The organism is Streptomyces sp. ALI-76-A, assembly GCF_030287445.1.
In the GTDB taxonomy this organism is placed as follows: domain Bacteria; phylum Actinomycetota; class Actinomycetes; order Streptomycetales; family Streptomycetaceae; genus Streptomyces.
Genome location: NZ_JASVWB010000002.1, coordinates 714,559 through 737,828 on the forward strand (window position 1 = coordinate 714,559; position 23,270 = coordinate 737,828).

Annotated in this window: 23 protein-coding genes and 3 pseudogenes; 12 read left to right on the forward strand and 14 right to left on the reverse strand. The window is 71.9% G+C overall.

Translation table 11 applies throughout. The annotated features are described in order from the left end of the window. Positions 1-133 precede the first annotated feature (133 nt). From QQS16_RS03905 to QQS16_RS03915, 3 genes and pseudogenes are all read right to left on the reverse strand, one after another. A complete protein-coding gene (locus QQS16_RS03905) occupies positions 134-277 on the reverse strand; it encodes a hypothetical protein (RefSeq protein WP_286060202.1) in 144 nt (47 codons plus the stop codon). Positions 278-797: 520 nt separating this feature from the next. Next, a pseudogene (locus tag QQS16_RS03910) lies at positions 798-2,054 on the reverse strand (cation:proton antiporter); the annotation flags it as partial. A 190-nt stretch (positions 2,055-2,244) separates the two neighbouring features. Further along, positions 2,245-2,739 (reverse strand): baeRF2 domain-containing protein, encoded by a 495-nt coding sequence (locus tag QQS16_RS03915; RefSeq protein WP_286060204.1) that lies wholly within the window; start codon positions 2,737-2,739, stop codon positions 2,245-2,247. A gap of 487 nt (positions 2,740-3,226) precedes the next feature. Between QQS16_RS03915 and QQS16_RS03920 the strand changes: the two genes are divergently transcribed. The 3 genes from QQS16_RS03920 (at position 3,227) to QQS16_RS03930 (ending at position 5,720) form a co-directional block, all read left to right on the forward strand. Beyond that, a complete protein-coding gene (locus QQS16_RS03920) occupies positions 3,227-3,937 on the forward strand; it encodes a GAF domain-containing protein (RefSeq protein WP_286060205.1) in 711 nt (236 codons plus the stop codon). A gap of 574 nt (positions 3,938-4,511) precedes the next feature. After that, a complete protein-coding gene (locus tag QQS16_RS03925) occupies positions 4,512-5,378 on the forward strand; it encodes a SigB/SigF/SigG family RNA polymerase sigma factor (protein WP_286060206.1) in 867 nt (288 codons plus the stop codon). An 87-nt stretch (positions 5,379-5,465) separates the two neighbouring features. Continuing rightward, complete coding sequence (locus QQS16_RS03930) at positions 5,466-5,720, forward strand: DUF5133 domain-containing protein (RefSeq protein WP_286060207.1); 255 nt, start codon at positions 5,466-5,468, stop codon at positions 5,718-5,720. 316 nt (positions 5,721-6,036) lie between these two features. Here the strand turns inward: QQS16_RS03930 and QQS16_RS03935 are convergent, their stop codons facing one another. After that, complete coding sequence (locus QQS16_RS03935; protein ID WP_286060208.1) at positions 6,037-7,020, reverse strand: polysaccharide pyruvyl transferase family protein; 984 nt, start codon at positions 7,018-7,020, stop codon at positions 6,037-6,039. A 471-nt stretch (positions 7,021-7,491) separates the two neighbouring features. Between QQS16_RS03935 and QQS16_RS03940 the strand changes: the two genes are divergently transcribed. After that, on the forward strand, positions 7,492-8,025 hold the full coding sequence (locus QQS16_RS03940; RefSeq protein ID WP_286060209.1) for a TerD family protein: 534 nt from the start codon (positions 7,492-7,494) through the stop codon (positions 8,023-8,025). A gap of 256 nt (positions 8,026-8,281) precedes the next feature. Here QQS16_RS03940 and QQS16_RS03945 read toward each other — a convergent pair whose 3' ends face one another. The 4 genes from QQS16_RS03945 to QQS16_RS03960 form a co-directional block, all read right to left on the reverse strand. After that, positions 8,282-8,644, reverse strand: coding sequence for a hypothetical protein (locus tag QQS16_RS03945; RefSeq protein WP_286060210.1), 363 nt, complete (start codon positions 8,642-8,644; stop codon positions 8,282-8,284). Positions 8,645-9,039: 395 nt separating this feature from the next. Beyond that, complete coding sequence (locus QQS16_RS03950) at positions 9,040-9,831, reverse strand: GvpL/GvpF family gas vesicle protein (protein WP_286060211.1); 792 nt, start codon at positions 9,829-9,831, stop codon at positions 9,040-9,042. 27 nt (positions 9,832-9,858) lie between these two features. After that, positions 9,859-10,236 carry a gas vesicle structural protein GvpA gene (locus QQS16_RS03955; RefSeq protein ID WP_286060212.1) on the reverse strand — a complete coding sequence of 126 codons (378 nt, stop codon included), beginning with the start codon at positions 10,234-10,236 and terminating at the stop codon, positions 9,859-9,861. A 187-nt stretch (positions 10,237-10,423) separates the two neighbouring features. Beyond that, positions 10,424-10,849, reverse strand: a complete 426-nt coding sequence (locus QQS16_RS03960; RefSeq protein ID WP_286060213.1) for a hypothetical protein — start codon at positions 10,847-10,849, stop codon at positions 10,424-10,426. Between the two features lie 157 nt (positions 10,850-11,006). Between QQS16_RS03960 and QQS16_RS03965 the strand changes: the two genes are divergently transcribed. Then, positions 11,007-11,663 carry a hypothetical protein gene (locus QQS16_RS03965; RefSeq protein ID WP_286060214.1) on the forward strand — a complete coding sequence of 219 codons (657 nt, stop codon included), beginning with the start codon at positions 11,007-11,009 and terminating at the stop codon, positions 11,661-11,663. A 13-nt stretch (positions 11,664-11,676) separates the two neighbouring features. Further along, positions 11,677-12,090, forward strand: a pseudogene (locus QQS16_RS03970) (alginate lyase family protein); the annotation flags it as partial. Between the two features lie 106 nt (positions 12,091-12,196). Here QQS16_RS03970 and QQS16_RS03975 read toward each other — a convergent pair. Continuing rightward, a complete protein-coding gene (locus tag QQS16_RS03975) occupies positions 12,197-13,099 on the reverse strand; it encodes an NAD(P)-dependent oxidoreductase (protein WP_502963886.1) in 903 nt (300 codons plus the stop codon). A gap of 84 nt (positions 13,100-13,183) precedes the next feature. On the opposite strand from QQS16_RS03975, the gene QQS16_RS03980 reads away from it, so the two are divergent. Continuing rightward, a complete protein-coding gene (locus QQS16_RS03980) occupies positions 13,184-13,591 on the forward strand; it encodes a MerR family transcriptional regulator (RefSeq protein WP_286066218.1) in 408 nt (135 codons plus the stop codon). A gap of 135 nt (positions 13,592-13,726) precedes the next feature. Here the strand turns inward: QQS16_RS03980 and QQS16_RS03985 are convergent, their stop codons facing one another. Beyond that, positions 13,727-14,152 carry an ATP-binding protein gene (locus tag QQS16_RS03985; RefSeq protein WP_286060216.1) on the reverse strand — a complete coding sequence of 142 codons (426 nt, stop codon included), beginning with the start codon at positions 14,150-14,152 and terminating at the stop codon, positions 13,727-13,729. Between the two features lie 839 nt (positions 14,153-14,991). On the opposite strand from QQS16_RS03985, the gene QQS16_RS03990 reads away from it, so the two are divergent. The 3 genes and pseudogenes from QQS16_RS03990 to QQS16_RS04000 all read left to right on the forward strand — a co-directional run bounded on the left by QQS16_RS03990 (position 14,992) and on the right by QQS16_RS04000 (position 17,946). Further along, a complete protein-coding gene (locus tag QQS16_RS03990) occupies positions 14,992-15,717 on the forward strand; it encodes a GAF and ANTAR domain-containing protein (protein ID WP_286060217.1) in 726 nt (241 codons plus the stop codon). Between the two features lie 428 nt (positions 15,718-16,145). Continuing rightward, positions 16,146-17,001 (forward strand): annotated as a pseudogene (locus QQS16_RS03995) (MBL fold metallo-hydrolase). Positions 17,002-17,187: 186 nt separating this feature from the next. Beyond that, the gene (locus QQS16_RS04000) at positions 17,188-17,946 is read left to right on the forward strand and encodes an alpha/beta fold hydrolase (RefSeq protein ID WP_286060218.1); all 759 of its coding nucleotides are present in this window, start codon (positions 17,188-17,190) and stop codon (positions 17,944-17,946) included. An 82-nt stretch (positions 17,947-18,028) separates the two neighbouring features. On the opposite strand, the gene QQS16_RS04005 is transcribed toward QQS16_RS04000, so the two are convergent. Next, on the reverse strand, positions 18,029-18,397 hold the full coding sequence (locus tag QQS16_RS04005; RefSeq protein WP_286060219.1) for an STAS domain-containing protein: 369 nt from the start codon (positions 18,395-18,397) through the stop codon (positions 18,029-18,031). A 539-nt stretch (positions 18,398-18,936) separates the two neighbouring features. Between QQS16_RS04005 and ctaD the strand changes: the two genes are divergently transcribed. Both ctaD and QQS16_RS04015 read left to right on the forward strand, forming a co-directional pair. Continuing rightward, entirely contained in the window at positions 18,937-20,649 is a 1,713-nt protein-coding gene (ctaD, locus tag QQS16_RS04010) for an aa3-type cytochrome oxidase subunit I (protein ID WP_286060220.1), read from the forward strand. An 8-nt stretch (positions 20,650-20,657) separates the two neighbouring features. Then, a complete protein-coding gene (locus tag QQS16_RS04015; RefSeq protein ID WP_286060221.1) occupies positions 20,658-21,017 on the forward strand; it encodes a hypothetical protein in 360 nt (119 codons plus the stop codon). 103 nt (positions 21,018-21,120) lie between these two features. Here QQS16_RS04015 and QQS16_RS04020 read toward each other — a convergent pair whose 3' ends face one another. From QQS16_RS04020 to QQS16_RS04030, 3 genes are all read right to left on the reverse strand, one after another. After that, positions 21,121-21,657 (reverse strand): hypothetical protein, encoded by a 537-nt coding sequence (locus QQS16_RS04020; RefSeq protein WP_286060222.1) that lies wholly within the window; start codon positions 21,655-21,657, stop codon positions 21,121-21,123. Positions 21,658-21,769: 112 nt separating this feature from the next. Then, positions 21,770-22,312 (reverse strand): DUF1360 domain-containing protein, encoded by a 543-nt coding sequence (locus QQS16_RS04025; protein WP_286060223.1) that lies wholly within the window; start codon positions 22,310-22,312, stop codon positions 21,770-21,772. Next, positions 22,296-23,270 (reverse strand): Rieske (2Fe-2S) protein, encoded by a 975-nt coding sequence (locus tag QQS16_RS04030; RefSeq protein ID WP_286060224.1) that lies wholly within the window; start codon positions 23,268-23,270, stop codon positions 22,296-22,298. The genes QQS16_RS04025 and QQS16_RS04030 overlap by 17 nt, the downstream gene beginning before the upstream one ends.

The window sequence follows — 23,270 nt, forward strand, 5'->3', positions numbered from 1 at the left end:
GCGGCGGCGAACCGCCCCTCGCGAACGGAAGCGAACGCCCCGTCCTCGCCGCCGGCCTCCCGTGCCCCGGTCACCCCGCACTCGTGACCGCGTCCGACTCCCCACTGCTCCCCGGTGAATCGGACGCTGGGCGTCACGCTCCGCGGTGCCGCTCGTCGCGGCCGCCGGGACCGCGGCACTGGCGCGGCCCGGACAGGCCCGGGCCGTCGTCACCGCCGGACTGCGGGCGGCGGTGCGACTGGCCGCGGTCGCGGCCGTGGTCCGATGGGCGACTCACGTCCGCTGCTCCTCGGCTTTCTCGCGATGCTGTTCGCGGTGGCCACCCGTACGGCCGGCCGCCGCGTCACCGGGAACCGCACCTGGTGTTCGTGCTGGTGGCCCTGCTCACGGTGGAGGCCGTCGCCGTGGCGGTCGCACTGGAACTGGTGGCGCGCGACAGGATCAACAGGCCGGCGCGGGGCGCCTGAACGGAAGCGCCTGACGACCGGAGGGCGGAACCTCCGGGAGGTTCACTCCCCCGGCCGACCGGGCCGCGTACCGCTGCCCCTGCCGCCGTCTCCGCCCGCCTGCCCCGGCCGCCCGGAACGCGCACCGCTCACCTCGACGTTTCCGTCTTCGTGTGTTCCCTCCGGCCGCCCGGAACCCGCACCGCTCACCTGGACGTCCGCGTCTTCGCGTGTTTCCCCCGGCCGACCGGAACGCGCACCGTTCACCTCGACGTCCGCGTCCTCGCGTGTTTCCCCGGGCCGACCGGAATGCGCACCGCCCACCTCCACGTCTCCGCGCACCTCCCCCGGACGCTCGGCTTCGGCCGTGCGGCGCCGGTCGAGTCGGGAGACGACCGGCCCCGCCGTGACGCCGTGCAGCACGACCGAGACCAGGACGGTGAACGTCACCACCGCCCACAGCTCCCGCTCGGGCACCGGGAAGTGCTGCTGTCCCAGCGCGTAGGCGAGGTAGTACAGCGAACCGATGCCCCGGATGCCGTAGCCCGCGACCACCCAACGCTCCCGGCCCCGCACCCGGCCCCCGAGCAGCCCGGCCCACCCGGACAGCGGCCGGATCACCAGCAGCACCACCAGCGCGGTGACGGCACCCTGCCAGGTCAGCGCGGACAGGCCGCCCAGCGCGATGAAGGCGCCCAGCAGGAACAGCACCGCCGCGGTGAACAGGCGCTCGATCTGCTCGACGAAGTCGTGCAGGACCTTGTGGAAACCGTGGGCACGCTCGGCCGCGCGGATCGTGCAGGCGGTGGTGAACACGGCGAGGAAGCCGTAGCCCCCCACCAGCTCGGTCACCCCGTACGACAGGAACGTGGCGCCCAGCGCGACGAAGCCCTCGCGGTGTTCGGACAGGCGCAGCGCCGACGAGCGGGGCCGGAAGAACAGCCAGCCCAGCAGTCGGCCGCTCAGCCATCCGCTCAGCACCCCGACCGCGCACTTGTAGCCGACGTCCTCCGCCACCCACGCACCGATCCAGCCGGCCGACCAGCCGCTGCCCGCGGCGGCGGCCAGGGCCACCGCCGCGTAGGTCAGGGGGAAGGCCAGCCCGTCGTTGAGGCCCGCCTCGCTGGTGAGGGCGAACCGCACCTCGTCCTCGTCGTGCTCGTCCTCGGTGGGCTCACCCACCCGTACCTCGGAGGCGAGCACCGGATCGGTCGGCGCGAGGACGGCGGCCAGCAGCAGGGCCGCGGCCGGCGGCCAGCCCAGCAGCCACCACGCCACGAGCGCGGTGACCAGCACGGTCAACGGCATCGTGACACCCAGCAACCGCCAGGTCGTGGCCCACCGGCGCCGGCCGACGGGCCGGTTGAGCGCCAGGCCGGCGCCCATCAGCGCGATGAGCACGCCGATCTCGGTGACGTGCTCCGTCAGCAGCCGGTCCTCCACCGGATCGACCACCGGCAGGGGCAGGGGCAGCAGGTACACGCACATGCCGCCCATCAGGAAGACCAGGGGCAGCGACAGCGGTCGTCCGGCCACCACTCGGGGCAGCACCGCCGCGAGCAGCGCCCCCACGCCCAACCACGCGAACACGGCATCGGAGATCGTCACTGAGCTGTGCCTGTCCTTCCGCCACACCACCGAGTGACCCCGCGCGCGTCCGCACGAAGGGCGGCCGGCGTCGCCGCGCTCCACGGTCGCCCGCGGACAGCCGAAGCGATCTTGGCCCCACCCCGCGTACCCACTTCGGCGGTGCGGCACTACGAGACGGACATCATGCCCATAACTTCACATTGGGTGTTCAACCCGGCCTGTCCGGTTGCCAGGTGGCCGGCGCACCGCGTTCCGGTGCGTGTTCCGGTGCGTGTTCCGGTGCGTGCTCCGTCGTCACGCCGGGGTCGGCTCGTACGTCCAGCGCAGCAGTGCGCCGAGGCCGCCTGCCGGAACGTCGGAGCCGTCCTCGTCCGACGGCGGAACGATCAGTACGTCGGCCGCGGTGGCGGCGGCCGCCCGGAGCAGCGCGTCGTCGGCGCGTGCGGAGATCGGGTCGTTCCGCGCGCAGCGCCTCGGCGATCGCGCCGACGTTGTGCTCCCAGGTGTTCTCGACCTTGAGCTGGAAGTGCCGCTCGGACCAGTCCGCGGAGGCCGTACGGTGCACCGGCCGCTGCTGGCCCTCGACGTGGCCGGCATCCTGCGGGCCGCCCGCCGCACGGAGCTCGAAGTCGGCGCCGGTGCGTTCGATGTACGCCACGAGGCAGACCGGGTCCTGGCTGCACAGCTCCAGCAGCTGCGTCAACCGGGGCAGGGGCGCCCAGCAGGCGAGGCGCTGCGGCCGCCGGGCCAGACAGACGGTGGCTGAGCACCACTTCCCCTCCGGCGGCGAAGATCACTCGGCCCGCCGGGTCCTCCCCGGGCGTGATGTTCGTCTGGGCATCGCCAACCGCCCGGATGGTCGCCGCGTCGGCGCCCTCCTCCTCCAGCGTCCGGCAGGCTTCCCGCACCATGAGCTCGCGCCGCTTGGCCCCGGACTCGTCGTTCTGAGCGGGGTCGAGGTACACGGTGGCCCACGGACCACGGCGGTCGAAGAGTGGTTCCAGGAACGACAGCTGCACGATTCCTCCTCATTCATCGCGGTGGGCAGCTGAGTGCCCGAAGGTCGGCGAGGGACGCGCGGCAGAGATCGCGAACGGGCGTCACCCCCGAACGGGGACCAGGCGATTGCGCCCCGGGTACAGGGGCACTCCGAGACCGTCACCAGTGAGCGACGCAAGAAGGGGAATGTGATGGGGGCACGGCGATCCACGGCGGCACGGACGGTGAGGCAGGTCGCCCGCTCCAGCCCTTTCTCGGAGGTACCCCGTGCCCTGTGCCAGGCCGTGTGCGAATCCCTGGCGGTGGACGGGGCGACGTTCTCGCTGTTGACGGACACACCCTCGCGACAGTTGCTGTGCGCCTCCGACGCGACGGCTCTGCGCCTGGAGGAGATCCAGTTCACCGTCGCGGAAGGCCCCTGCGTCACCGCCGCGGCAGAGGGCGTTCCGGTCCTCATGGAAGACCTGGACGCGGACCTCGCCCGCTGGCCCTTCTTCAGCGCGAGCATGAGCGAGCAACTCCCGGAAGTGAAAGCCGTCTACGCCTTTCCGCTGCGCATGGGTGAGGAGACGCTCGGCTCCATGGATCTTCTCCGACGCGAGAAGGGCGGCCTGGACGCCCACGCCGTACGGGAGAGCCAGCACGTCGCCGACGCCGTGGTCGAGGCCCTGCTCTCGACGCTCACCGAGCTGCTCAACGGCAGCGCGCCCCCGGCCTGGGAACCGGCCGACGTCATCCGGTCCCACTGGTCCTCGACGCACCAGGCCATCGGGGTCGTCGCCGCACGCCTCGACATCAGCATCAGTGACGCGCTCGCCCGGATGCGCGCGGAGGCCTTTCGCACCGGAGAGACGCTGGCCGAGGTCACCGCGGCCGTCCTGAGGCGCCGCCCCCGCGCGTAGGGCGGGGGCCCGCTCGGCCGGCCCGGCGAAAAGCGACCCGCGTGCGGCACGTGTCCCTCGGAGGACCGCCCGAACGTCTCCCTCGGAGGACCTCTCGCGATCTCCGCTGCGGCTGTCCCGCACCGCCCGCCTCGTGACCCGGAGACGATGGCACGGCCCAGCCGGCGCCGAGCACGGCGCCCGTCCGGACGACGGCCTCGGCGGGAACGGTGGCCGGGGTCGCGCTGATGTGCGCTTGGGGAGGCATCTCGACCATCTGCGCCGCGGGCGTCGGTCCGCCGGGGCCTGGAGTGTGCGGTCCGGCCTGCCGGCAGAGCGCCCGGGGCCCTGGTCGCACCGCCCGCCGCCGACCGGGAGCGCGGTGGTCGTGCGCCGGACGGGCCTGCTGTGCCCCGGTCTGCTGAAGATGCGAGCCGTCCTGTTTGACCGCAGGATGACAGGGCAAGCGCATGTCGTGCTTCGGACCGAAGGCGCGCCAGCGGAAGTGGTTTGCCGCAGGGGCCGTCGAGCGGCGGTCCGGCAGCACCGCTTCTCGCGGTCATCACCAGCCCGAACCGTGCAGGAGCGATTTCACATGTCCACTGATGTGTCGCCGAACTCTTCGGCCGGCCTCGCCCCCGGGAAGAACCCCACGAAGCGGCCGCATGACGATGCGCCGGACACCGCGCGGGATTTCGCGCGCCTGGCCGCGCTGAGCGAGGGCCCCGAGCGCGACGCCGTCCGCGACGAACTGGTCGAGGCCTGGCTGCCCATGGCCCACCGCATCGCCAGCCGGTTCCGTGACCGGGGAGAGACGATGCAGGACCTCCGTCAGGTCGCCGCGCTGGGGCTGGTCAAGGCGGTCGACCGCTTCGACCCCGAGCGCGGCGCGTTCGAGAGCTACGCCGTGCCGACCATCACCGGCGAGATCAAGCGCCACTTCCGTGACCGTATGTGGGCGTTGAAGGTTCCCCGGCGGGTGCAGGAACTGAGGAGCACGGTGCGGAACGCGCGCCGCGAACTCACCCAGAGCCCCGGTTCCCCCGAGCCCTCGACCGCCGAGATCGCCGCCCACACCGGCCTCTCCGAGGACCAGGTCAGCGACGGGCTGGAAGCGCTGGACAGCTTCAGCACCCTGTCCCTGGACGCCGAACAGGTCCCCGGGGACAACGGGTTCAGCCTGGCCGACACCCTCGGAGCGACCGACACCGCGTTCGACACCGTCGTGGACCGCGAAGCCGTCAAGCACGGGCTGCTCCGCCTGCCCGAGCGTGAACGAGCCATCCTGTACATGCGGTTCTTCGAGGACATGACCCAAAGCCGTATCGCCGACCGGCTGGGGATCTCCCAGATGCACGTCTCCCGGCTCATCAGCAGCAGTTGCGCCCGGGTACGGGCCGAGGCGCTCGGTGACACCGCCCAGCACCGGCGCCACCACGGGCAGCCGCCCGAGACCGCCTGACGGCCCCGCTCCCCCGAGACCACCATCCTCCCGCCCGCTTGCCGGTCACGGCCGGGCCAGGACGCCATGTGACCAAGGAGTACGAACATGTTGATGCCGCACCCCGAGACGTTGCGCAAGCTCGTCGAGGAGTACGAAGCGCTCACCGCGCAGCAGCCCGTGGACGGCCTGGATGAGCTGAGCCGGCGCCTACAGGACCTGGCCTACACCCTGTGCGTCTCGACCGGCACCCGTGAGGTGCACTCGGCCCTGGCCGCCGCCCATCGTCAACTTGCGGGTTACACCGGCGGCTTGGCGGTCTCCCCGGGCCAGGCCGCTCCCGACGGACGCATCTACGCCTGACACTGGGCCAGCGCCACCATCGCCGCGGGACCGGGAGCGCGTGGCGCGGCCGGGAGACCGGCGCACCGCCGGCCGTGAGGCGCCGGCCGGTCGACCCCGCCGCCGTCCCTCCTCAGGGGAAGCCCTCCCCCGGGACGGACGGCGTGGTCCTTCCGCCGGCGCCGGGCGCACCCTTCTTCCGGCTTCCGCCCGTTCTCCCGGCTTCCGCCGGCCGACCGGTGCGGCCCCACCGTTCCATCGGACCCGGCCGACCGGCGCGCTCACACCGACCGACTCCACCGGCCCCGGCTACCCGGCTCGCTCTCACCCGCCCCGGCTAGCCGGCCCGGCCCCACCGCTCCGCCCGGTCTGCCCGGTATGCCCGGTCGTCGAAGCGCGTCCGCAGCGCCTCCAGAAGCCGGTCGGCACCGTCCCGGACGACGCCCTCCCGGAACTCGGCTGCGAGCTGCCGGGCGGTCACCTGCCCGGAGGTCAGGCACCAGTGCCACCAGCGATCCAGCTCGCCCCGGCTCAGCCGCTCCCCCGGCACCAGCGCGGGCCAGTCGCAGGCACGCGCCTGCGCGGTCACCTTCGCCCCGCCCTCGACCGGGTCGACCGCCAGCGCCGGAACGCCCGCACGCAGCGCGAGGACCAGCCCGTGCAGCCGGTCGGTGACCACGAGGTCCAGCCGCGCGAACACGGACTCGAGCTGGGCGGGCGTCGCGCACAGACGCCAGTCGCGGGTGTCGAGGCGGGTGTCGAGCTCCAGGCGGGCGCAGTCCTTGTCCAGCAGCCAGTCCGTGACCTGCCCGGCCACCTGCTGGTGGAGCCGCTGGCGCCCGTACTCGTGTTGACCGTGCGTGAGGACCACCCCGACGACCGGTCGGGGCGGGAGGGCAGGAGCCCGGGCGGCCAGGTCCCGGCCGGGCTCGACGTCCGAGGCGTCCCGTGCCAGCACGCGGTGGAAGCCGGTCACGGCGGGACTGTCCGGGGCGACCACGGAGGTCCCGACCGCGACGCGCACACAGTGCGCGAACCGCCGGTGCAGTTCCTCGACCTGCTCTCCGTGCAGCGGGCCGCACACGAACACCAGGTGGGAGTACTCCTCGGGCCGCACGCCGTCCAGGTGCAGGGCGTCGGGGCGGAAACCCGGACTCCAGGCGACGTCGTGGGCGATGTCCGCGCCCTCCAGTACGTCGCGGACCCGGTCCAGGGCCAGCTCGTCCCCGGCGGTCACCTCTCCGTGCAGGAAGCTGAACCACCCGGTCAGGAGCAGTTTCCGGCGTCCTTCGGGGCCCGCTCCCACCCATGTCTCGTACACAGTGCGACCGGGTTCCCGACGACGCGGAAAGCAATCACGGGCCCAGGCCACTCCCCCAGGAGACAGGAGTCACTCAGAGGACACCGGGGAAAGCGGCGTACCGCTGGGGCCGCCCTCACGTCGACGCGAGAGCGGGAGACCGCGCCTGCCCCTCGGACGCCTGTCCGTTCCGCAGCATGTGCAGCACCGCCTGCTCGACGGGCCCCTGGGTGGCGGGGACACCGTCCGCGCTCACGTCACCGAGGTGAGGCAGCGCGCTGGGGCGCCTGGTCGAGGCGGTGGAGGAACGGGTGGGACGGGGACGAGGGGACGGGGCTCGCCGCTGATGCGCCCGGACGGATCTCCGCCCGGTCCTGCCGCCCGGGTACGGTGAGCTGTTCGCGACACGTGGACGTGCAACAGGGCTCGCGGAGGCCATACTTGCCGGTGCGGGGACATCCCGTGGTGCAGAGTGCGGAGAGGAAACGGCCAGTGGGCAGCGTCAGCACGGGACTCAGCAAGGTCGAGGTCAAGCTCAAGTGGGACCCGAGCGTCTGGAACGAGCCGCCTCATCACCTCGACATCATCGCCACGGCGTACTCGTCGGAGGACCCCTACGGACAGCCGGTGTACGTCGTCCACTTCGACAGCCGCTCACCGGACGGCACCATCAACATGAGCCGGCACAGCCAGACCGGCCAGGGCTTCGGCTATGTCGAGGTGATGACCCTGGAGCTCGATCGCCTGGCCTCGTCCTTCGCCCGGGTGGTCGTGGGGGTGGCGATCCATCAGAGCGACCACCCCAAGACGTTCGGCGACCTGACCAACGCGGGGGTAGTCGTCCTCGAGGGCTACAAGGAACTTCTGAAGGACGACTTCGCGCGGGTCGCCGGGTCCACCGCCACGACGGTCGCGGAGTTCTCGAAGGACGACTCCGGACGGTGGGAGTTCCACGAGATGATCCGCGGGTTCGACAGCGACCCCCTGGTCTTCACCGCGGAGATGGGCAACGCGCAGCGGCCATGAGCGGACCCGCCACGGGACGACGCAGCCGATCGACCCGGCATACGTAGCCATCCCTGCGGTGTGAGGGAGTTGAGCGTGGGGAGCAGAGCGGCCTGAGGTGCGGTCCGGTGGCGGCGTGGCTCAGGCTGCGCGGTCCGGCGACCGGAGGGCGACGTCGGACCGCTCACCTCGGGCGGTATCGCGACTTCCGGCACCTCGTAGCCCGGTGCTGTCGCCTTCATCCGTGTGCGTCCCGCTCAGCACGGACAGCGCCGGTTCACCGGGAAACAGTCGGTGCAACGGTCGCACGATCAGACGGGTCATGGCCCAGGCGCCCAGCAGAGCTCCCACGGGCACGGTCATCCGCAGCAGCCCGCTGACAGGCCCCGGGAGTGCCAACTCGCCCACCACCGACCGCCGCGCCGACGCTCAGGCACCAGGCGAGCACCGTCAGCACCGACAAGGCGACCGCCACGGGCACTCCGTCCAGACGCCACGTCCGCAGGTCCACGTCCGTGTCGAAGCTGTCGACGGCGGCGACACCCACGGCGGCCAGGACCCAGAAGCAGACGACCACGACGAGAGCGGCCGTCAGCAGGATCGTGGGCAGACCGGTGGCCGCTGTCAGAAACGTCCGCATCCCGCCCCCTCCGCCCCACGGCGTACGTCACCCGTGCTCTGCCCGGTACGCCCTTCCGGTGCCGGTTCCCCACCGGTTCTGCTACCGGTTTCCGGCACCGGAATCATCCGCCGTGCTCCCCACGGGCCATGCTGGACCCGGGACAGGCGTGCGCGCATTGCCGTTCCCGGCAGAGTTCACCAGGGTTTCCATGCCGGTGGCCGCCGGGGAACCGGCTCGCGGCGGACCATCCCCCACAGGCGGACGGAGCGAGGAGCAGCCCGGCGACCGCACGGGCGCCCAGTACGCCGTCCCCACCCGCCGCCAGGACGCGCCGATCACAAGGGACCCTGTCCCCGTCCGTCCCTCCTCCCCGCAGCGGGCGACGCCGCCTCGCGCCGCCGCCGTCCGCCCGTCTACCCGTTCGTCGTCGACTGGGCCGTCGCGCCTCCGAACGCCTCCGCCGTGCCGCCTTCGCCCCCCGACGAGGACGTGTCGACGAAACTGTAGGGCGGCAACGGGCCGTTGACCCGCAGGTCCAACTGCTCGTGCTGCCGGCCGAGTTCGTCGACGGCGGCCAGGAATCCCTCAGCCGAGTCACGTTCCACGAGGAAGGAGACGTTGGCCAGCCAGCCGGTGCTCTGCGGCCCGGCGCTCACCGCCTCGGCCGTCGGTTCCAGCGCCTGTCGCAGCAGTTCGGCGTCCGTCGCCTCGCGCGCCTGGACGGCGGCGGCGACCATCTCCCCCAGCCGGACCTTCTCCTCCTGCGACCCGCCGCCGGCCTCCCGGTTCGCTTCCGCCAGGGCCCGGATCTCGTCGTTGTCCGCCATCACCAGGCGCAGCACGGCCTCTTCGCGATGGTTGGCCTTGACGTTGTACTCCACCTTGCCGTCCAGCGCGCCCAGCCGCTCCAGGAAGTGCTCCGCACGCTCGGCGAGCACGGCCAGCACCGTGTCGTCGTCCGGCGAGACACTGCCGAACCGCATCGGCAGAACCACACCGTCCGCGCCGGCCGCGTCCAGTACCCGCTGGTGCGCGAGCAGATCACGCCGCTTGGGCCGCAGTTCCCCGGGAGCGTCGCTGACGATCGCGGCCAGCTCCCCCTGAGGCAGAACACGCGCCGGCCGCGGCGGGTCGCCGATCCCGTCCATGTCCTGAGGGAGCGAGGAGTGCGCGGAACGAACGATCCCGTAGACGTAGGTGCCCATCTCTCATTCCCCTCTCCTGCGTGCGCCCTACCGGACGCCCCGACGTCCCTGGCCCTCTTCGCGGGCCTGCTGGAAGGCCTCGGAGATCGCCTCCGCGGCACCGGACAGTACTCCCTTGGCCTTGCCGTGGGCGCCGGACTCGGTGGCTTTCCCCTTGAGCTCCGTGAGCCCGGCCGGCTTGCGCGGCCCCGCTTCCAGATCGAGGCGGTTGCACGCCTCGGCGAAACGCAGGTACGTGTCGACGCTGGCGACCACGACCCGTATGTCGATCTTGAGGATCTCGATCCCGACGAGGGAGACCCTGACGAACGCGTCGATCACCAGTCCGCGGTCCAGGATGAGTTCCAGGACGTCATAGAGGCCACTGGAACCTCCCCCACCGCCCTGCTGTGTCGCCACGGTCATCACGATCAACCCCTTGTCCTGTCTCCACGCGGTCCCGTCAGCGCTGCCCCCCGGCTGCGACCCAGGCTTCCGATACGGGTAGCCCCTACAGCCCGAGATCAAACGGCTGTACGAACGAAGCCGTCCGTAGCCACCGCAGGCCCGAGGTCACCCGCCCGCGGGCAGGTGACCTCGGGCCTGAGACCGGCTACTCCGGCTGCGTCACGGTCAGCGCCCACCGAACGGACTCCGCCGAAGCGTCCACCCGTACCGAGAACGACCCGGGGCGGACCACGCCGGCCTCCATGGTCACCGAGCCCACGCCGGCAGCCCCGGCCGGACAGTCGACCGAGAACGCGGCCACCTCCGTCCGCTGCGACTCCATGGTCACGCGCACAGTTCCGCCGCCCTCGCAGGCAACAGTCAGCACGGTCGGCAGCCCCGACCACGCACCCCCCGAGGCGACGCCGCCGTCCCCCGTCCATTCCTCGACCCACACCAGTCCGTCCGGTCCGGGATGAGGCAACAGGACCTCGGCGGATGCCGCGGCAGGGCCTGCCCCCGCCGCCGTCACCCCTGACGTGGCCAGCGTCGTCAACGCCATCGCGGCCAGGGTCTTGCTCGTCCGTCTCACGTGCGCTCCTTCTTGATCCTGATCTGTCATGGGCACCACAGTCTTCCGAGGGTCATGACAGCGCGCATGAGTACCGGTACTCATGTGGCGAGGACGACGACTGGGTCGACCTCGGATGGAATCGGCCGGCGAGCCGTCGACCACCTATGGTTCTGCCATGTCCCGATCATCCGAAAGCGGCCCCTCGACCCCTCCCGTCACCGCGGACGACCTCGACCTCGCCGTGCGACTAGCCGTGACAGTCCTGCGCCGGGCGCCCTCAGCCGCCTGGGACGCCAAGGCCGGCTCGCTGGAGTGGGACTGCTGGGAGACCGTCGAGCACCTCAGCGACGACCTGTTCGCGTACGCCGTCCAACTGGGTCCCAGTACACCGCCCTTGGACAGCGAGGTGCCCTTCGCGTGGGAGAGCCGACGGCCGGGTGGCCCGGCCAACGCTGTTCACGCGGACCGCGCGGCAGGGCCGGAGGGCCTCCTGCGGGTACTGGAGGCCAGTGGCGCGCTGTTGATCGCCATGGTCCGCACGAAACCTCGGCGGACCCGCGCCTACCACGTCTTCGGTGTCTCGGACCCCGAGGGGTTCGCCGCGATGGGAATCGTGGAGACCCTGGTGCACACGCACGACCTGGCCCGAGGACTCGGGCTCACCTGGAGCCCACCGGCCGACCTGTGTACGCGCGTGCTCGTCCGGCTGTTTCCGCACGCGCCGGAGTCCGCGGACCCATGGAGCACGCTGCTGTGGGCCACAGGACGCGCCGAACTGCCCGGGCACCCCCGCCTCAACACCTGGCGCTGGGACGGCACACCCCGGGCCTGAGCCCGCTTCGAGGATGGTGGACGCCCGCAGCAAGCGCATCGCGACCCAGATCGCGCCCGACGGCAGCCAGCCCCAGGAGCTGACCCGGACACGCAGGTGGCACTACTTGACGTTCACCCTCGTCGCGCACACCCGGCTCGCGGCCATCGGCCGCAATGTCGGCGTGAACCTCTGGTCCTACCGGGGCCCGGACGGACAGCGCCTGTTCAAGGCGGTCGGCTACCTGCTGCCCGCCGCGACGGGAGCCGCCGCCTGGCCGCACCCGGAACTCGCGTTCCACCGGTACGCGGCGGCGGACGTCGTGCACGCGGCGGCGGATGCCGGTGACCCGCGGGCGCGGAAGGCCGTCCCGTCACTGGAGAAGCCGCCCGGCGGCGACCTGTGGGCCCTGCGGCCGGCAGCCGAGCAACTCGACTCCATCGCGGGTGACTCGTCCAGGACGCCCCGGGCCGGCTCGTCCGGGTATGACGCCCGGGATGCCGACGGTCACGGCCGGGTGCCGGCGATCCCGGCGGCGCGGAACCGGCGGCGGGTCACGAGGGCCCTCCCGAGGGCTCGCGGAACTGCTCGATCAACGCCGCGTAGCCGCTGCCTCCGTGCCCGTCGGCCACCGCCCGGTCGGCCAACGCCTTGACGAACCTCGGCAGTTCGGCGTCGACGCCGAGGAACTCGCTTTCGTGGATGACGTTCTCCATCGCCGCCAGGTGCGTGTCGATGGTGGCGTCGAGGACCGGATACGAGCCGTCGTCGACCTGTCGCGCGTAGTCGGGCAGCCAGGCGGTCACGGTCTCGATGCCCTTCCTCGCGAGGGGGGCGAACGCCGCGGCGTCCACCCCCGCCGCGCCGAGCATGGCGGCACCGTGCAGGAATCCGTTCCCGATCCCCCACATCAGGCCCAGCACCGCCGCCTCGTACAGCGAGGACAGGCCGTGGTCGGCACCGAGGTACGTCGTTCCCGCGCCGAGGCTCGTCAAAGCCGGCTCGTACAGGTCGAACACCGGCCGCGGTCCGCTGTGGACGATGACGGTGTCCGCCGTGCCGATGCCGTCGGGAGTGGCCATGATGGCGCCGTCGAGGCAGGTGCCGCCCTGCCGTGCCACCCACTCGGCGGTCTCACGGGCCTGCGCCGTGGTGCCCGAGGTCAGGTTCACCAGGACCCGGCCGTCGAGGACAGTGCCCAGCGGACGGAGAAGATCGCGTACGACGTCGTAGTCCGAGACGCAGACGACCACGAGCTGACCGGCCGCGACGGCGTCGCCGACCGAGTCGGCGAGCCTGCCGCCCCGGGACACCAGGTGTCCGGCCTTGGCTGCCGTGCGGTTCCACACGGTCGTGGGGTGCCCGGCGCGCAGGAACGCGCCGGCCAGCGCCTGGCCCATCAGGCCCAGGCCGATGACCGTCACGGGTGTGCGGTCGGCCTCGGAGCTGTCCGCCATGTGCTTCGTCGTTCGGGGTGTGTTGGTGGTCATGGAAGAATCGTGAACGTTCACACCGGTATGAAGGTCAAGGGGGAAGTGCCCGTGCTGATCGGGGAGTTGAGCCGCCGGACCGGGGTCCGCACGCATCAGCTGCGCTACTACGAGGCCCAGGGCCTGCTGGAGCCCGTCCGAGGGACCAGCGGCTACCGCGAGTACGGCGAGGACGACGTGCTGACGGTGACTCAGATCAGGAGGCTGCTCGAAGCCGGCCTGTCGACCGAGGAGATCGGGTTCCTGCAACCCTGCGTCACCGGCGCCGTTCCTGACCTCGAACCCTGCCCCGAGCTGCTGACCGCCCTGCGAGTACGCCTCCAGGGGCTGGACGAACAGATCGACACGCTCACCCGCTCCCGCCAGGTGCTCCACGAGTACCTCGCCGCCGCTGAAAGGCGCGAGCCCCAACGCCACCGAGGGAACAGTTCCGCCCCACTCGACTCGACACCGGCCTGATCGCGCTCCGGCGGACACTCGGGCCCGCAGGGCGAGGTCGCCGTCCCGCTCCCCCGCCCATCCGGTCACGTTCTGCCGCCACGCCGTCCGGGAGCCGCCCCGCCGGGCACCCGGCACGACGGTCGATCCGGTCCGTCAGGGCCGGCGTCCACGTGCGCGTCCGAGCCCGTGAGGCAGGGGCAGGACGGCCGACACCGTCTTGCCGGCCGGACCGGCGTCGACGCGCACCTCCAGCGCCGGTTCCTGTATCAGGTGCCGGCCGAGCCCGCCCGGTTCGCTCGCGTCCGTGCGCCGGGGCCGCGGCCAGGCGGTACTGGCGTCCTTCGCCGTCACGGTCACCGTGCCCGGACGGGCCGCCAGGTCGAAGCCCGTCGCACCCCCGGCGTGCCGTTCCGCGTTGCCGACCAGCTCCGGCACCACCAGCGGCACCGAATCCGCCTGGTCCCCGCCCTCGGGCGCGAGCACGGACAGGAAGCCGCGCGTCATGTTCCTCGCCCGCTCCGCCGTCAGCGGCGGACTGCCCCCGGCCGGAAACCCGTAGTCCTCCTCGGGCGAACGCACCACAGACCTCCGAAGCCCTCGACACCGCGACGCCCCGGCGCCTGCCCCCACGACGGAGCACCACCCCCGGAAGCCGGCTCGCCCTCGCCATCCGCCACCGGACCTCACCGGCCGAAACCCGAACATCCGTAGAACTTTCACCGACGGCGTTCGCGCACACGGCCGAGGGGGCGAGGCCGGCGGCTCGAGCGGGTCCCGCCGCCCGGCCGACACCGTAGGGCAGCTCGTCGAAGGCGCCTTGCCCCCGGCCGTCCGCGAACCGGCGGAGAACACATGGGGGGCGCCCGCTGCCCGTGCAACGGTCCGGCCCGTCACCACGGGGGGAGGTGACGGGCCGGACCTGCGCCCACCATGTCACACCATCCGCCCGCACACGCACGAGCCCCGGTCCGCGGCAAGCGGAGCGGGGCTCGAATCGAGCGCTGGGCAGGCCTTGCACCTGCATCTTCCCGCAGGAAGCGGGACGTCTTTCCTTGGACCACCAACGCGTGGCCGCGCCCGGATTCCCGGCGTGCGGCTCAAGGTCCACTGTAGCGGATCTTCCCCGTCGCGCTCGCCGCCCGCGTCACCGTCCGGAGCAGAGGGCCCCACCGGACGCCCGAGCGGACACGGAGGGGACTCACCCCGTCCGGGAGGAGAGCGCGGAGGAAGCTGATCCCCTGGCCGAGGCCAGGTGGCGTAGCGTTCAGAGGGAGAGGCGCACGCCGGCTGCGCCGGTGACCGCGCTGGTGACAGGTGGCGGTCGCACTGGAGGCGTTCCTTCGGACGTAGGACTCCGTCGCCCCGGTGGCACGACGAGATGGCGACCCAAGGGCCGCGGGCCCGTGAAGGAACACGTGATGAGTGCCGACAACGCGTACGGCAGCAGCCAGCTGACCCAGTGGCTGCTGGAGACCAAATCACTCGAAGACTTCCTGCAGACACTGGCGGACGCCGCCCTGGAGCTGTCCCGAGCCGAAGGCGCCGGCCTCACACTGGAACGCGACGGCCGGCCGCTGACCGTGGTCAGCGCCGGAGCGGCGGCGACGAAGCTGGACGAGAAGCAGTACGGCCAGGACGACGGCCCCTGCCTGCAGTCGCTGCGCACCGGCGAGGAGCTGCTCGTCAGGGACATGCTGCGGGAGACCCGGTGGGACGACTACCCGGCCTACGCCGCGGCCTGCGGGATCCGCTCCTCCCTCTCCCTGCCGATCGCCGCGGACACCCACACGGCATGCGCTCTCAACCTGTACGCCGGCCCGCCGAACGCCTTCGAACAAGTCGATCTCCAGGCCCTGCGGTCCCTCGCCTCGCAGGCCACCGGGGCCGTCGCGCTGGCCCAGCGCATCGCCGACACCCAGGACTTCGCCGACCAGATGCAGGCAGCGATGCAGTCCCGCAGCGTCATCGACCAGGCTCTCGGTGTGGTCATGGGACAGAACCGGTGCACCGCCGACGAGGCCTTCGGCATCCTGCGGTCCGCTTCCCAGCACCGCAACATCAAACTCCGTGACCTCTGCGTCGAGCTGATCACCAACCTCACCGGCCGGCCCCCGACCGCCCCCGAACTGCGCCACCGTCCCTGACGGGCTTCTCGGCCCGGTGCGGGATGACGAGGTCGCCACGAGAGGGTCCAGCCGAGTGTCTGACCGTCGTCGACCTTGACGCGTTCACCGGTGCCGAAGGCCGAACGGGGATCCCGTACGGGCCGGTGCGCGGGTCCAGCACTCCGTCCGGCTGTGCTGGGTGGCCTTCGCGGCCGCGTAGGCGGACATCTCGGGCAGGGTCCGCTCCCACAGGTCCGAGCCGATCTGGACGCTTCGGCGCCACCGCGTTCCCGTATGGCCGGCAGCACCGCTCGCATCAGCAGCGGGATGGGGCTCCCCGCAAGCGCGGTGGGGACGGGGAGAGGGGTAGTGATCACGTCCGTCAGGGGTACTCCGTGCGCCCGGAGGCATCGGGACACGCCAGTGGCAGGACGAGGTGGCCTCCGGCCTCGTCGGACGGGACGGTCATGCCTGGCACCGACGACCCCCATGACGGCTCGGTCGACCTCCACTTCATCGGCAACGCGACCGTCCTGATGCGCTACGGCGGGCTGACCCTGCTCACCGATCCCAACTTCCTGCACCGCGGCGAGTACGCCTACCTCGGGTACGGGCTGCTGAGCCGCCGCCTGACCGAACCGGCCCTCGACGTCCGCGACCTTCCCCGCCTTGACGCGGTCGTCCTGTCCCACCTGCACGGCGACCACTGGGACCGCCGGGCGCGCAGGTACCTGGACCGCACGGTGCCGGTGCTGACCACGCCGCATGCCGCCCGCCGGCTCAGGGTGCTGCACGGCTTTCCCCGCACGGCGGGACTGCGTACCTGGCAGGGACTCACCCTCCGGCAGGGCGACGTACAGGTCCGGGTGACCGCGCTGCCGGGCCGGCACGCCGGCCACCGTCTGCTCCGCGGTCTCCTCCCCCCCGGTGATGGGCAGCATGCTGGAGTTCGGCCCGGTGCGAGGACCAGCCCGCCTGCGCCTGTACGTCTCGGGCGACACGATGCTCCACGACGGCCTCGACGAGATCGCCCGGCGCTTTCCGGCCGCCGATCTGGCTGTCCTCCACCTGGGCGGCACCCGCCTGCCCGGCGGTTTCGTGGTGACCATGGACGGCGCGCGGGGAGCCGAACTGGCACGGCGTCTCGCCCCCCGCCTGATCCTGCCCGTCCACTACGACGACTACACGGTGATGCGTTCGCCGCTCACCTCGTTCCTCACCGAGGTCGACGCCGTCGGGCTCGGTGATCGCCTCGTCCACTGCCGTCGCGGGCAGCGTGCGCGGATATCCCCCGACCCCGGGGTGGCTCCGGTGGTCATCTGACCACCGGAAGCGTGGTGCGGGTCCCCGGCGACTCTGCCGGGGGCGGCCCCCACAGCCCCCGCCCCGTGGACCCCGCGACCTCGGGACCCGTGGACCCGCGGACCCGCGGACCCGCGGACCCGCGGACCCGTGGACCCGTGGACCCGTGGACCCGTGGACCCGCGGCGAGCGGGTACCCGCCTGATCATGCCGCACCTCAAGAGCCTGTCCGTCGGCGTCAGGTACGACCACGCCGGGACGACGGTGGTCCGCAGTCTGGGAACGGAGCACCTCGGCGGGCGGGACGGTTCCCTGGTGCTGGTGCCGGGCCTGGGCGCGCCCGGATACCTGCTGCGAAGCCTGGAGCGATGCGCGCGTCACGGACCGGTGCGCCTGCTGGACGTCCCGGGCTACGGCGACCCGTCCGGCCCGGCGTGTCCGGAGACCCTCGGGGCGCTCGCCGACACGGTGGCACGGTGGCTGGCCGTCGTTCCGCGGGGACCCGTGGTGCTCGCCGGCCACTCGACCGGCGCCCAGGTGGCGTTGCACGCGGCCCTGCGCGCGCCGGAGCGGGTACGGGCTCTCGTCCTGATGGCCCCGACCTTTCCGCCTCCCCTGCGACGGACGCGTCCGCTCCTGGCGGCGTTCGCCCGCACCGCCGTCCGGGAATCCCCCTCCGTGGTGCCGACCGTGCTGCCCTCCTACCTGAAGGCGGGACCCCGGCGGCTCGTGCGCTCCATCCGCTCGGCCCAGGCGGACGCGCCGGAGGACCTCCTGCCCTCGGTCACCTGCCCGGTCACGGTCGTCACCGGAGAGGACGACGCCCTGTGCCCACCGGAGTGGATCCACCGTCTGGCACGCCGGACCGGACGGGGCCGTGCCGTGGTGGTGCCCGGGGCCCACGCGTTCCCCCACCGGTACCCGGGCCCGACCGCCGAACTGCTGGCCGGGGTGTGGGAAAGGTGATGCCCGAAACGGTGATGCCCGGGGCGGCGCGACCCGCTCGTCACCGCGTCCGGACCGTCCGGCTCGCGGAATCGCGGTGCGGTCAGGATGAGTGGCCCCGCTCAAGCGCACCGTGGCACGGCAGCGTCGGCGGTCGCGGGACGGGACGGCAGCCGCGGGCGAGAGCCAGGGCCCCGGAGAGCGTGGCCGTCACCCGCAGATACCGAGAGACACCGGTCACCCGGAGGACTGTGCGGGCCAGCGGCTCACGCGCCACCACACACAGCACGGCACCCCGGCTGTGGGCGAAGCGCCGCGTCCGCAGCAGGACAACGACAGCCGCGGCGGTGACCAACGGCGTCCGCACGTCGATGATCACCGTACGCGTGGCCGATCGTGAGATCTCCCGTCGGAGATGCCTCTGAGCGGCGCCCTCCGCCTCGAAGTCGATGACCTCGTTGATCTGGATCACGAGAGGGCCGGTACTGAGGCGGTGGCACGGAAACAGCAAGTCGGGCTCCTTGGGGCATGCCGGCGGGCGAGCCATTTCCTGACCACCGTCATCTCCTACCCCTGCCTCCGGCGCTGATGCTGCGGATCGACGTAACGCTGCGCCGACTGGTACGAGCGGTACTCGACCACCACGACGGCAAACTCAACGACGACGCCACCGTCCTGCTGTGCGAGTGGCGCAACCCCTGATCCCGCGCCGCCACGCGCAACGGATCATCATCCGCTGCGGAACCCGGTGAATTGACGATGCGTCGGCTTTTCTCCCGGCCTCGTATCCGGCTTTGTTCCCGGCCTTGTGCGGGGCACGGGCCACCCGGACGAATGGATCATTCGGCCATTCAGCTCAGAAACTGCCGTCTTCGGGCGCGGTGCCAAATCGGCAGGACTACTTTCCGCTGGGCTGGTTACGCACTGCCCCGACACGAAAACCAGCAGGGCGGGGTCATTGTTCCGCTGTTCCCCCCACCCGTCCGTGCACTGCTGCTGATTGAGGAACGAATGGCGATCCATACCGAACCCGTTGCCCCGGTCCCCGCCGCGGAACGCCGGAGCAGAGGCCAGGTCGTCGTGACCTGGCTGACCACGACCGACCACAAGAAGATCGGTCATCTGTATCTGATCACCTCGTTCGGCTTCTTCCTGATCGGCGGGGCGCTGGCGATGGCGATCAGGGCGGAACTGTCCCGGCCCGGCCTGCAGTTGCTGTCCAACGAGCAGTACAACCAGGCGTTCACCATGCACGGCACGATCATGCTGCTGCTGTTCGCGACGCCGACCTTCGCCGGGTTCGCCAACGCGATCATGCCGCTGCAGATCGGCTCCCCGGACGTCGCCTTCCCGCGACTGAACATGCTCTCGTACTGGCTGTTCGCCTTCGGCGGCCTCATCGTCCTGGGCAGCTTCCTGACCCCCCAGGGTGCCGCCGACTTCGGCTGGACCGCCTACACGCCCCTCAGCGGCCCCATCCGCAGCGGTTACGTAGGCGGCGACCTGTGGATCATGGGGCTGGCGCTGGCCGGCTTCGGCACCATCCTCGGCGCGGTCAACTTCATCACCACCATCATCTGCATGCGCGCCCCCGGCATGACGATGTTCCGCATGCCGATCTTCACCTGGAACGTCCTGCTCACCTCGGTCCTGGTCCTGCTCGCCTTCCCCGTCCTGGCCGCCGCGCTCTTCGCACTGGAGGCGGACCGGAAGTTCGGCGCGCACATCTTCGACCCGGAGAACGGCGGGGCGATCCTGTGGCAGCACCTGTTCTGGTTCTTCGGCCATCCCGAGGTCTACATTCTCGCGCTGCCGTTCTTCGGGGTGATCACCGAGATCCTGCCGGTGTTCTCCCGCAAGCCGATCTTCGGATACATGGGCCTGGTCGGCGCCACCATCGCCATCACCGGTCTGTCCGTCACCGTGTGGGCGCACCACATGTTCGCCACGCAGGCCGTCCTGCTGCCGTTCTTCTCCTTCATGAGCTTCCTGATCGCGGTGCCGACGGGCGTGAAGTTCTTCAACTGGATCGGCACGATGTGGAAGGGGTCGATCTCCTTCGAGCCGCCGATGCTGTGGGCGGCCGGCTTCCTCGTCACGTTCCTCTTCGGCGGTCTGACCGGCGTCCTGCTCGCCTCACCGCCCCTGGACTTCCACGTCACGGACAGCTATTTCGTGGTCGCCCACTTCCACTACGTGCTGTTCGGCACGATCGTGTTCGCGATGTTCGGCGGATTCAGCTTCTGGTGGCCGAAGATGACCGGCACCATGCTCGACCACCGCCTGGAGAAGGTCCACTTCTGGACCCTCTTCGTCGGGTTCCACACCACCTTCCTCGTCCAGCACTGGCTCGGCGCGGAAGGCATGCCCCGCCGCTACGCCGACTACCTGGCCGCCGACGGCTTCACCGCCCTCAACACCGTCTCCTCGATCGGTGCCTTTCTCCTCGGCCTGTCCACCCTGCCGTTCCTCTACAACGTCTGGAAGACCGCCAAGCACGGCGAACGCATCAAGGTCGACGACCCGTGGGGCTACGGCCGCTCCCTGGAGTGGGCCACCTCCTGCCCGCCGCCCCGCCACAACTTCGTCACCCTGCCGCGCATCCGCTCCGAATCCCCCGCCTTCGACCTGCACCACCCGGAACTCACCATGCTCGAGGAGCACGAGAACGTCGGCAGGCGCGACGCCGTGGAGCCCGAGGGTCACAAGGGCGAACCGCGGTGAGGAACGGCATGCGCGGGGCGCCCGGGGACGAGCGCGGTGCACTGGCGAACACGGTCGAGGGCTACCTCCTCGCGCGGACCCATCACGACCAGGCGGAACGCGAAGCCGAAGCCCTCTGCGCCCGCATGCCCTGGCTGACCACCGCCCAGGCCGAGGACGTCACCCGTCACTACCTCCGTCAGCGCGTCGACCTCACCCGTCAGATGCTGCTGACCACCACCGAGCGGGCCGCCCAGCTCCGGCAGGAGTACGAGGACCGGTACGCGGCCCTCCGCCGCGACCTGCTCAGGCGTCACGCGGCCTGCGCCTGCGCCGTCCTCGCCTGCACCGGCGGAGTGAGCACGCTGGTGTGCCTGCTCGGCCGCTAGACCCGTTCCGTGGGACGCGCACGGCACAAGCCGTCCTGGCGCCCGCGCTGATGCCCGGCCCGAGGCGATCACCACCGTGGCCGGGCCACGGGCACCGCACGATTCACCGGCTGTAGGCGTCCCCACGGGGAAGCGGGCCCACGTCGGCGCGGCGGCCGGGGCGCAGCGCGGCGTGGCGTTGTCCGGGGCCGAGGCCGTCGCGAGCGGCGAGCGCGTCGGCCACGGCGCCGGTGACGAAGGCGTAGACGGCCTTGTGCAGGACGTCCACGACGAGTTCCTTGCGGGGCCAGGTGGAGGGCGGGGCGCCGACGCCGGTCGCGTTCTCCAGGATCTGGTCGTTGGTCAGGCGGACGACGGTGAACTTGGCGGACGCGATCGGACCGCGCAGTCCGGTCTGGGCCATCACCGAACGCAGCACCCCGAGCAGGGCGGCCTGGCCGTAGTGCATGGCCCAGTTGACCGGCGGCGGCTGGGTGCCGGGGCGCTCGGGCCGTCCGGTCAGCCGCTGGAGGACCCGCGCGGGCACATGGGAGTCCGGCCGGCCGGTGACGGCCTGCTCGACCTTCTCGCCGAGTGTCATCACGACTCCTCCGACGGTACCGGCGGCCAGCCCCTGCCACAGCACGCGTGTGATCGTCATGCCGGGCGAGTACCCGGTGCCGGGACCTTCACCCGCCCCGTCCGGCCGGTCCCGCCCCTCCACGGGAAGACCCCCGGGCGGTCCGCCCGGGGGCACCTGTACGGGGGTCCGGTCACTCGCCGGTGGTCTTCTCCACCAGCGCGCTGTAGGCGAGTTGCAACGCGTCCGACCCGGCGAGGGCGGCGAGCGCGCCCATGGCGGTGCGTGTCGCCCGCGGCCAGAGCAACTGGCCCGCGGTCAGGGTCGAGGCCACCCAGACACTCACGCAGAACGGGCAGGTCATCAGCTCGCCCGCGGTGTTCCTGCCCGCCTCGGACCGTGCCTCCTCGTGCAGTTCGGCCGGGCCCTGCGGGCCGACGTACTCCGTGAAGGGGGCCCGCAGCGGACTGGTCACCGACGCCTTGCTCAGCAGCCGGCTCAGCCGGAAGGCGGCGACCGAGGTCAGCACCACGTCCCACGGCTCGGGACGTTCGGGCAGCGGACGCCCGCGCAGCCGGACCACCGTGGCCCAGGCCGTCGTGTACGCCCCGAACCCCGCCATGGCGGCGAGGTAGCCGCCCAGCGGCCGCTCCTCCCCCGCCGAGTACTCCCGGGTGGTGCGTCGCAGCACCCCGTGCAGACGTCGTGCGAAACGGCTGTCAGTTGCTGTACCCATGTGCCCTGTCCGCTCCTGTCGCGCTCCGTTCCAGGTCCGCTTCGCCGCCGCTCCGCGCCCGGTCCTCGTCATCGTCCGCGCGCAGGCGCACCTCGACATGGCCGTCGACGATCCGGGTGTCGAAGGCGGGCTGCGGGGCGGTCGCGGGGCCGCGTACGTTCCAGCCGTCCGAGAGCCGGAAGACACTGCCGTGCCACGGGCACCGGACACATCCGTCGCTGACGGTGCCCTCGGAGAGCGGTCCCGCGAGGTGGCTGCACCGGTCCGCCAGCGCGTGGACCGTCCCGCCGGACTCGCGCACCACCAGCACGGGTACGTCGTCCACGCTGCGCCGCACGGGCCGGCCGGCCGGGAACTCGTCCACGGACCCGATCCGGTGCCAGCCTTCGGAGACGACGTGCGGCACCTCTTCGGCGTGGTTCGCGCCGGAGGCCTGGCGGTAGGCGAGGTGGCCGCCCAGCATGCCCCCGACGCCGACCGCCGTCAGCCCCAGGTATCCGTACGTCCGCCCGGCGGCCGAGCGTCCCGTGACCCGGCAGGCGAGCGAGGCCGCGTACAGGCCGACGGCGGTCGTGTTGGCGAGGGCGTGCACCAGCCCGACGCGCATCTGCTGGCGGTGCAGTTCCGCCCAGTCGACGGCGCCCGTCAGCGCGGCGGGCGCGGCCGCGGCCAGCCCGACACCCACCAGGACACCCGCCTCACGGTTGCGCCCGGGCCGCAGGTCCAGCACCGCGGCGGACAGCCAGCTGCCGATCGGCACCTGCACCATCAAGGGGTGCACCGGGTGCCCCAGCCACCGGCCGTGCAGGACGTCCCGCACGCGCCCGAGCGGCAGCGAGCGCACCGCGCCGCGCAGCGTTTCGATCATCGGGTCGGCCCTGGGGTCCCGTTCCAGGCGGTCCAGGAGCCACAGCACTCGGTTCTGCCGCAGTCGGCGGCGACGTGGCGTTGTGCTCAT

Coding starts and splice junctions, on each gene's coding strand:
- QQS16_RS03920 (WP_286060205.1), top strand. CDS start 3,227: ATGGGGGCACGGCGATCCACGGCGGCACGGACGGTGAGGCAGGTCGCC.
- QQS16_RS03925 (WP_286060206.1), top strand. CDS start 4,512: ATGTCCACTGATGTGTCGCCGAACTCTTCGGCCGGCCTCGCCCCCGGG.
- QQS16_RS03930 (WP_286060207.1), top strand. CDS start 5,466: ATGTTGATGCCGCACCCCGAGACGTTGCGCAAGCTCGTCGAGGAGTAC.
- QQS16_RS03945 (WP_286060210.1), bottom strand. CDS start 8,644: ATGCGGACGTTTCTGACAGCGGCCACCGGTCTGCCCACGATCCTGCTG.
- QQS16_RS03950 (WP_286060211.1), bottom strand. CDS start 9,831: ATGGGCACCTACGTCTACGGGATCGTTCGTTCCGCGCACTCCTCGCTC.
- QQS16_RS03955 (WP_286060212.1), bottom strand. CDS start 10,236: ATGACCGTGGCGACACAGCAGGGCGGTGGGGGAGGTTCCAGTGGCCTC.
- QQS16_RS03965 (WP_286060214.1), top strand. CDS start 11,007: ATGTCCCGATCATCCGAAAGCGGCCCCTCGACCCCTCCCGTCACCGCG.
- QQS16_RS03975 (WP_502963886.1), bottom strand. CDS start 13,099: ATGGCGGACAGCTCCGAGGCCGACCGCACACCCGTGACGGTCATCGGC.
- QQS16_RS03990 (WP_286060217.1), top strand. CDS start 14,992: ATGAGTGCCGACAACGCGTACGGCAGCAGCCAGCTGACCCAGTGGCTG.
- QQS16_RS04000 (WP_286060218.1), top strand. CDS start 17,188: ATGCCGCACCTCAAGAGCCTGTCCGTCGGCGTCAGGTACGACCACGCC.
- ctaD (WP_286060220.1), top strand. CDS start 18,937: ATGGCGATCCATACCGAACCCGTTGCCCCGGTCCCCGCCGCGGAACGC.
- QQS16_RS04015 (WP_286060221.1), top strand. CDS start 20,658: ATGCGCGGGGCGCCCGGGGACGAGCGCGGTGCACTGGCGAACACGGTC.
- QQS16_RS04020 (WP_286060222.1), bottom strand. CDS start 21,657: ATGACGATCACACGCGTGCTGTGGCAGGGGCTGGCCGCCGGTACCGTC.
- QQS16_RS04025 (WP_286060223.1), bottom strand. CDS start 22,312: ATGGGTACAGCAACTGACAGCCGTTTCGCACGACGTCTGCACGGGGTG.
- QQS16_RS04030 (WP_286060224.1), bottom strand. CDS start 23,270: ATGAGCACAACGCCACGTCGCCGCCGACTGCGGCAGAACCGAGTGCTG.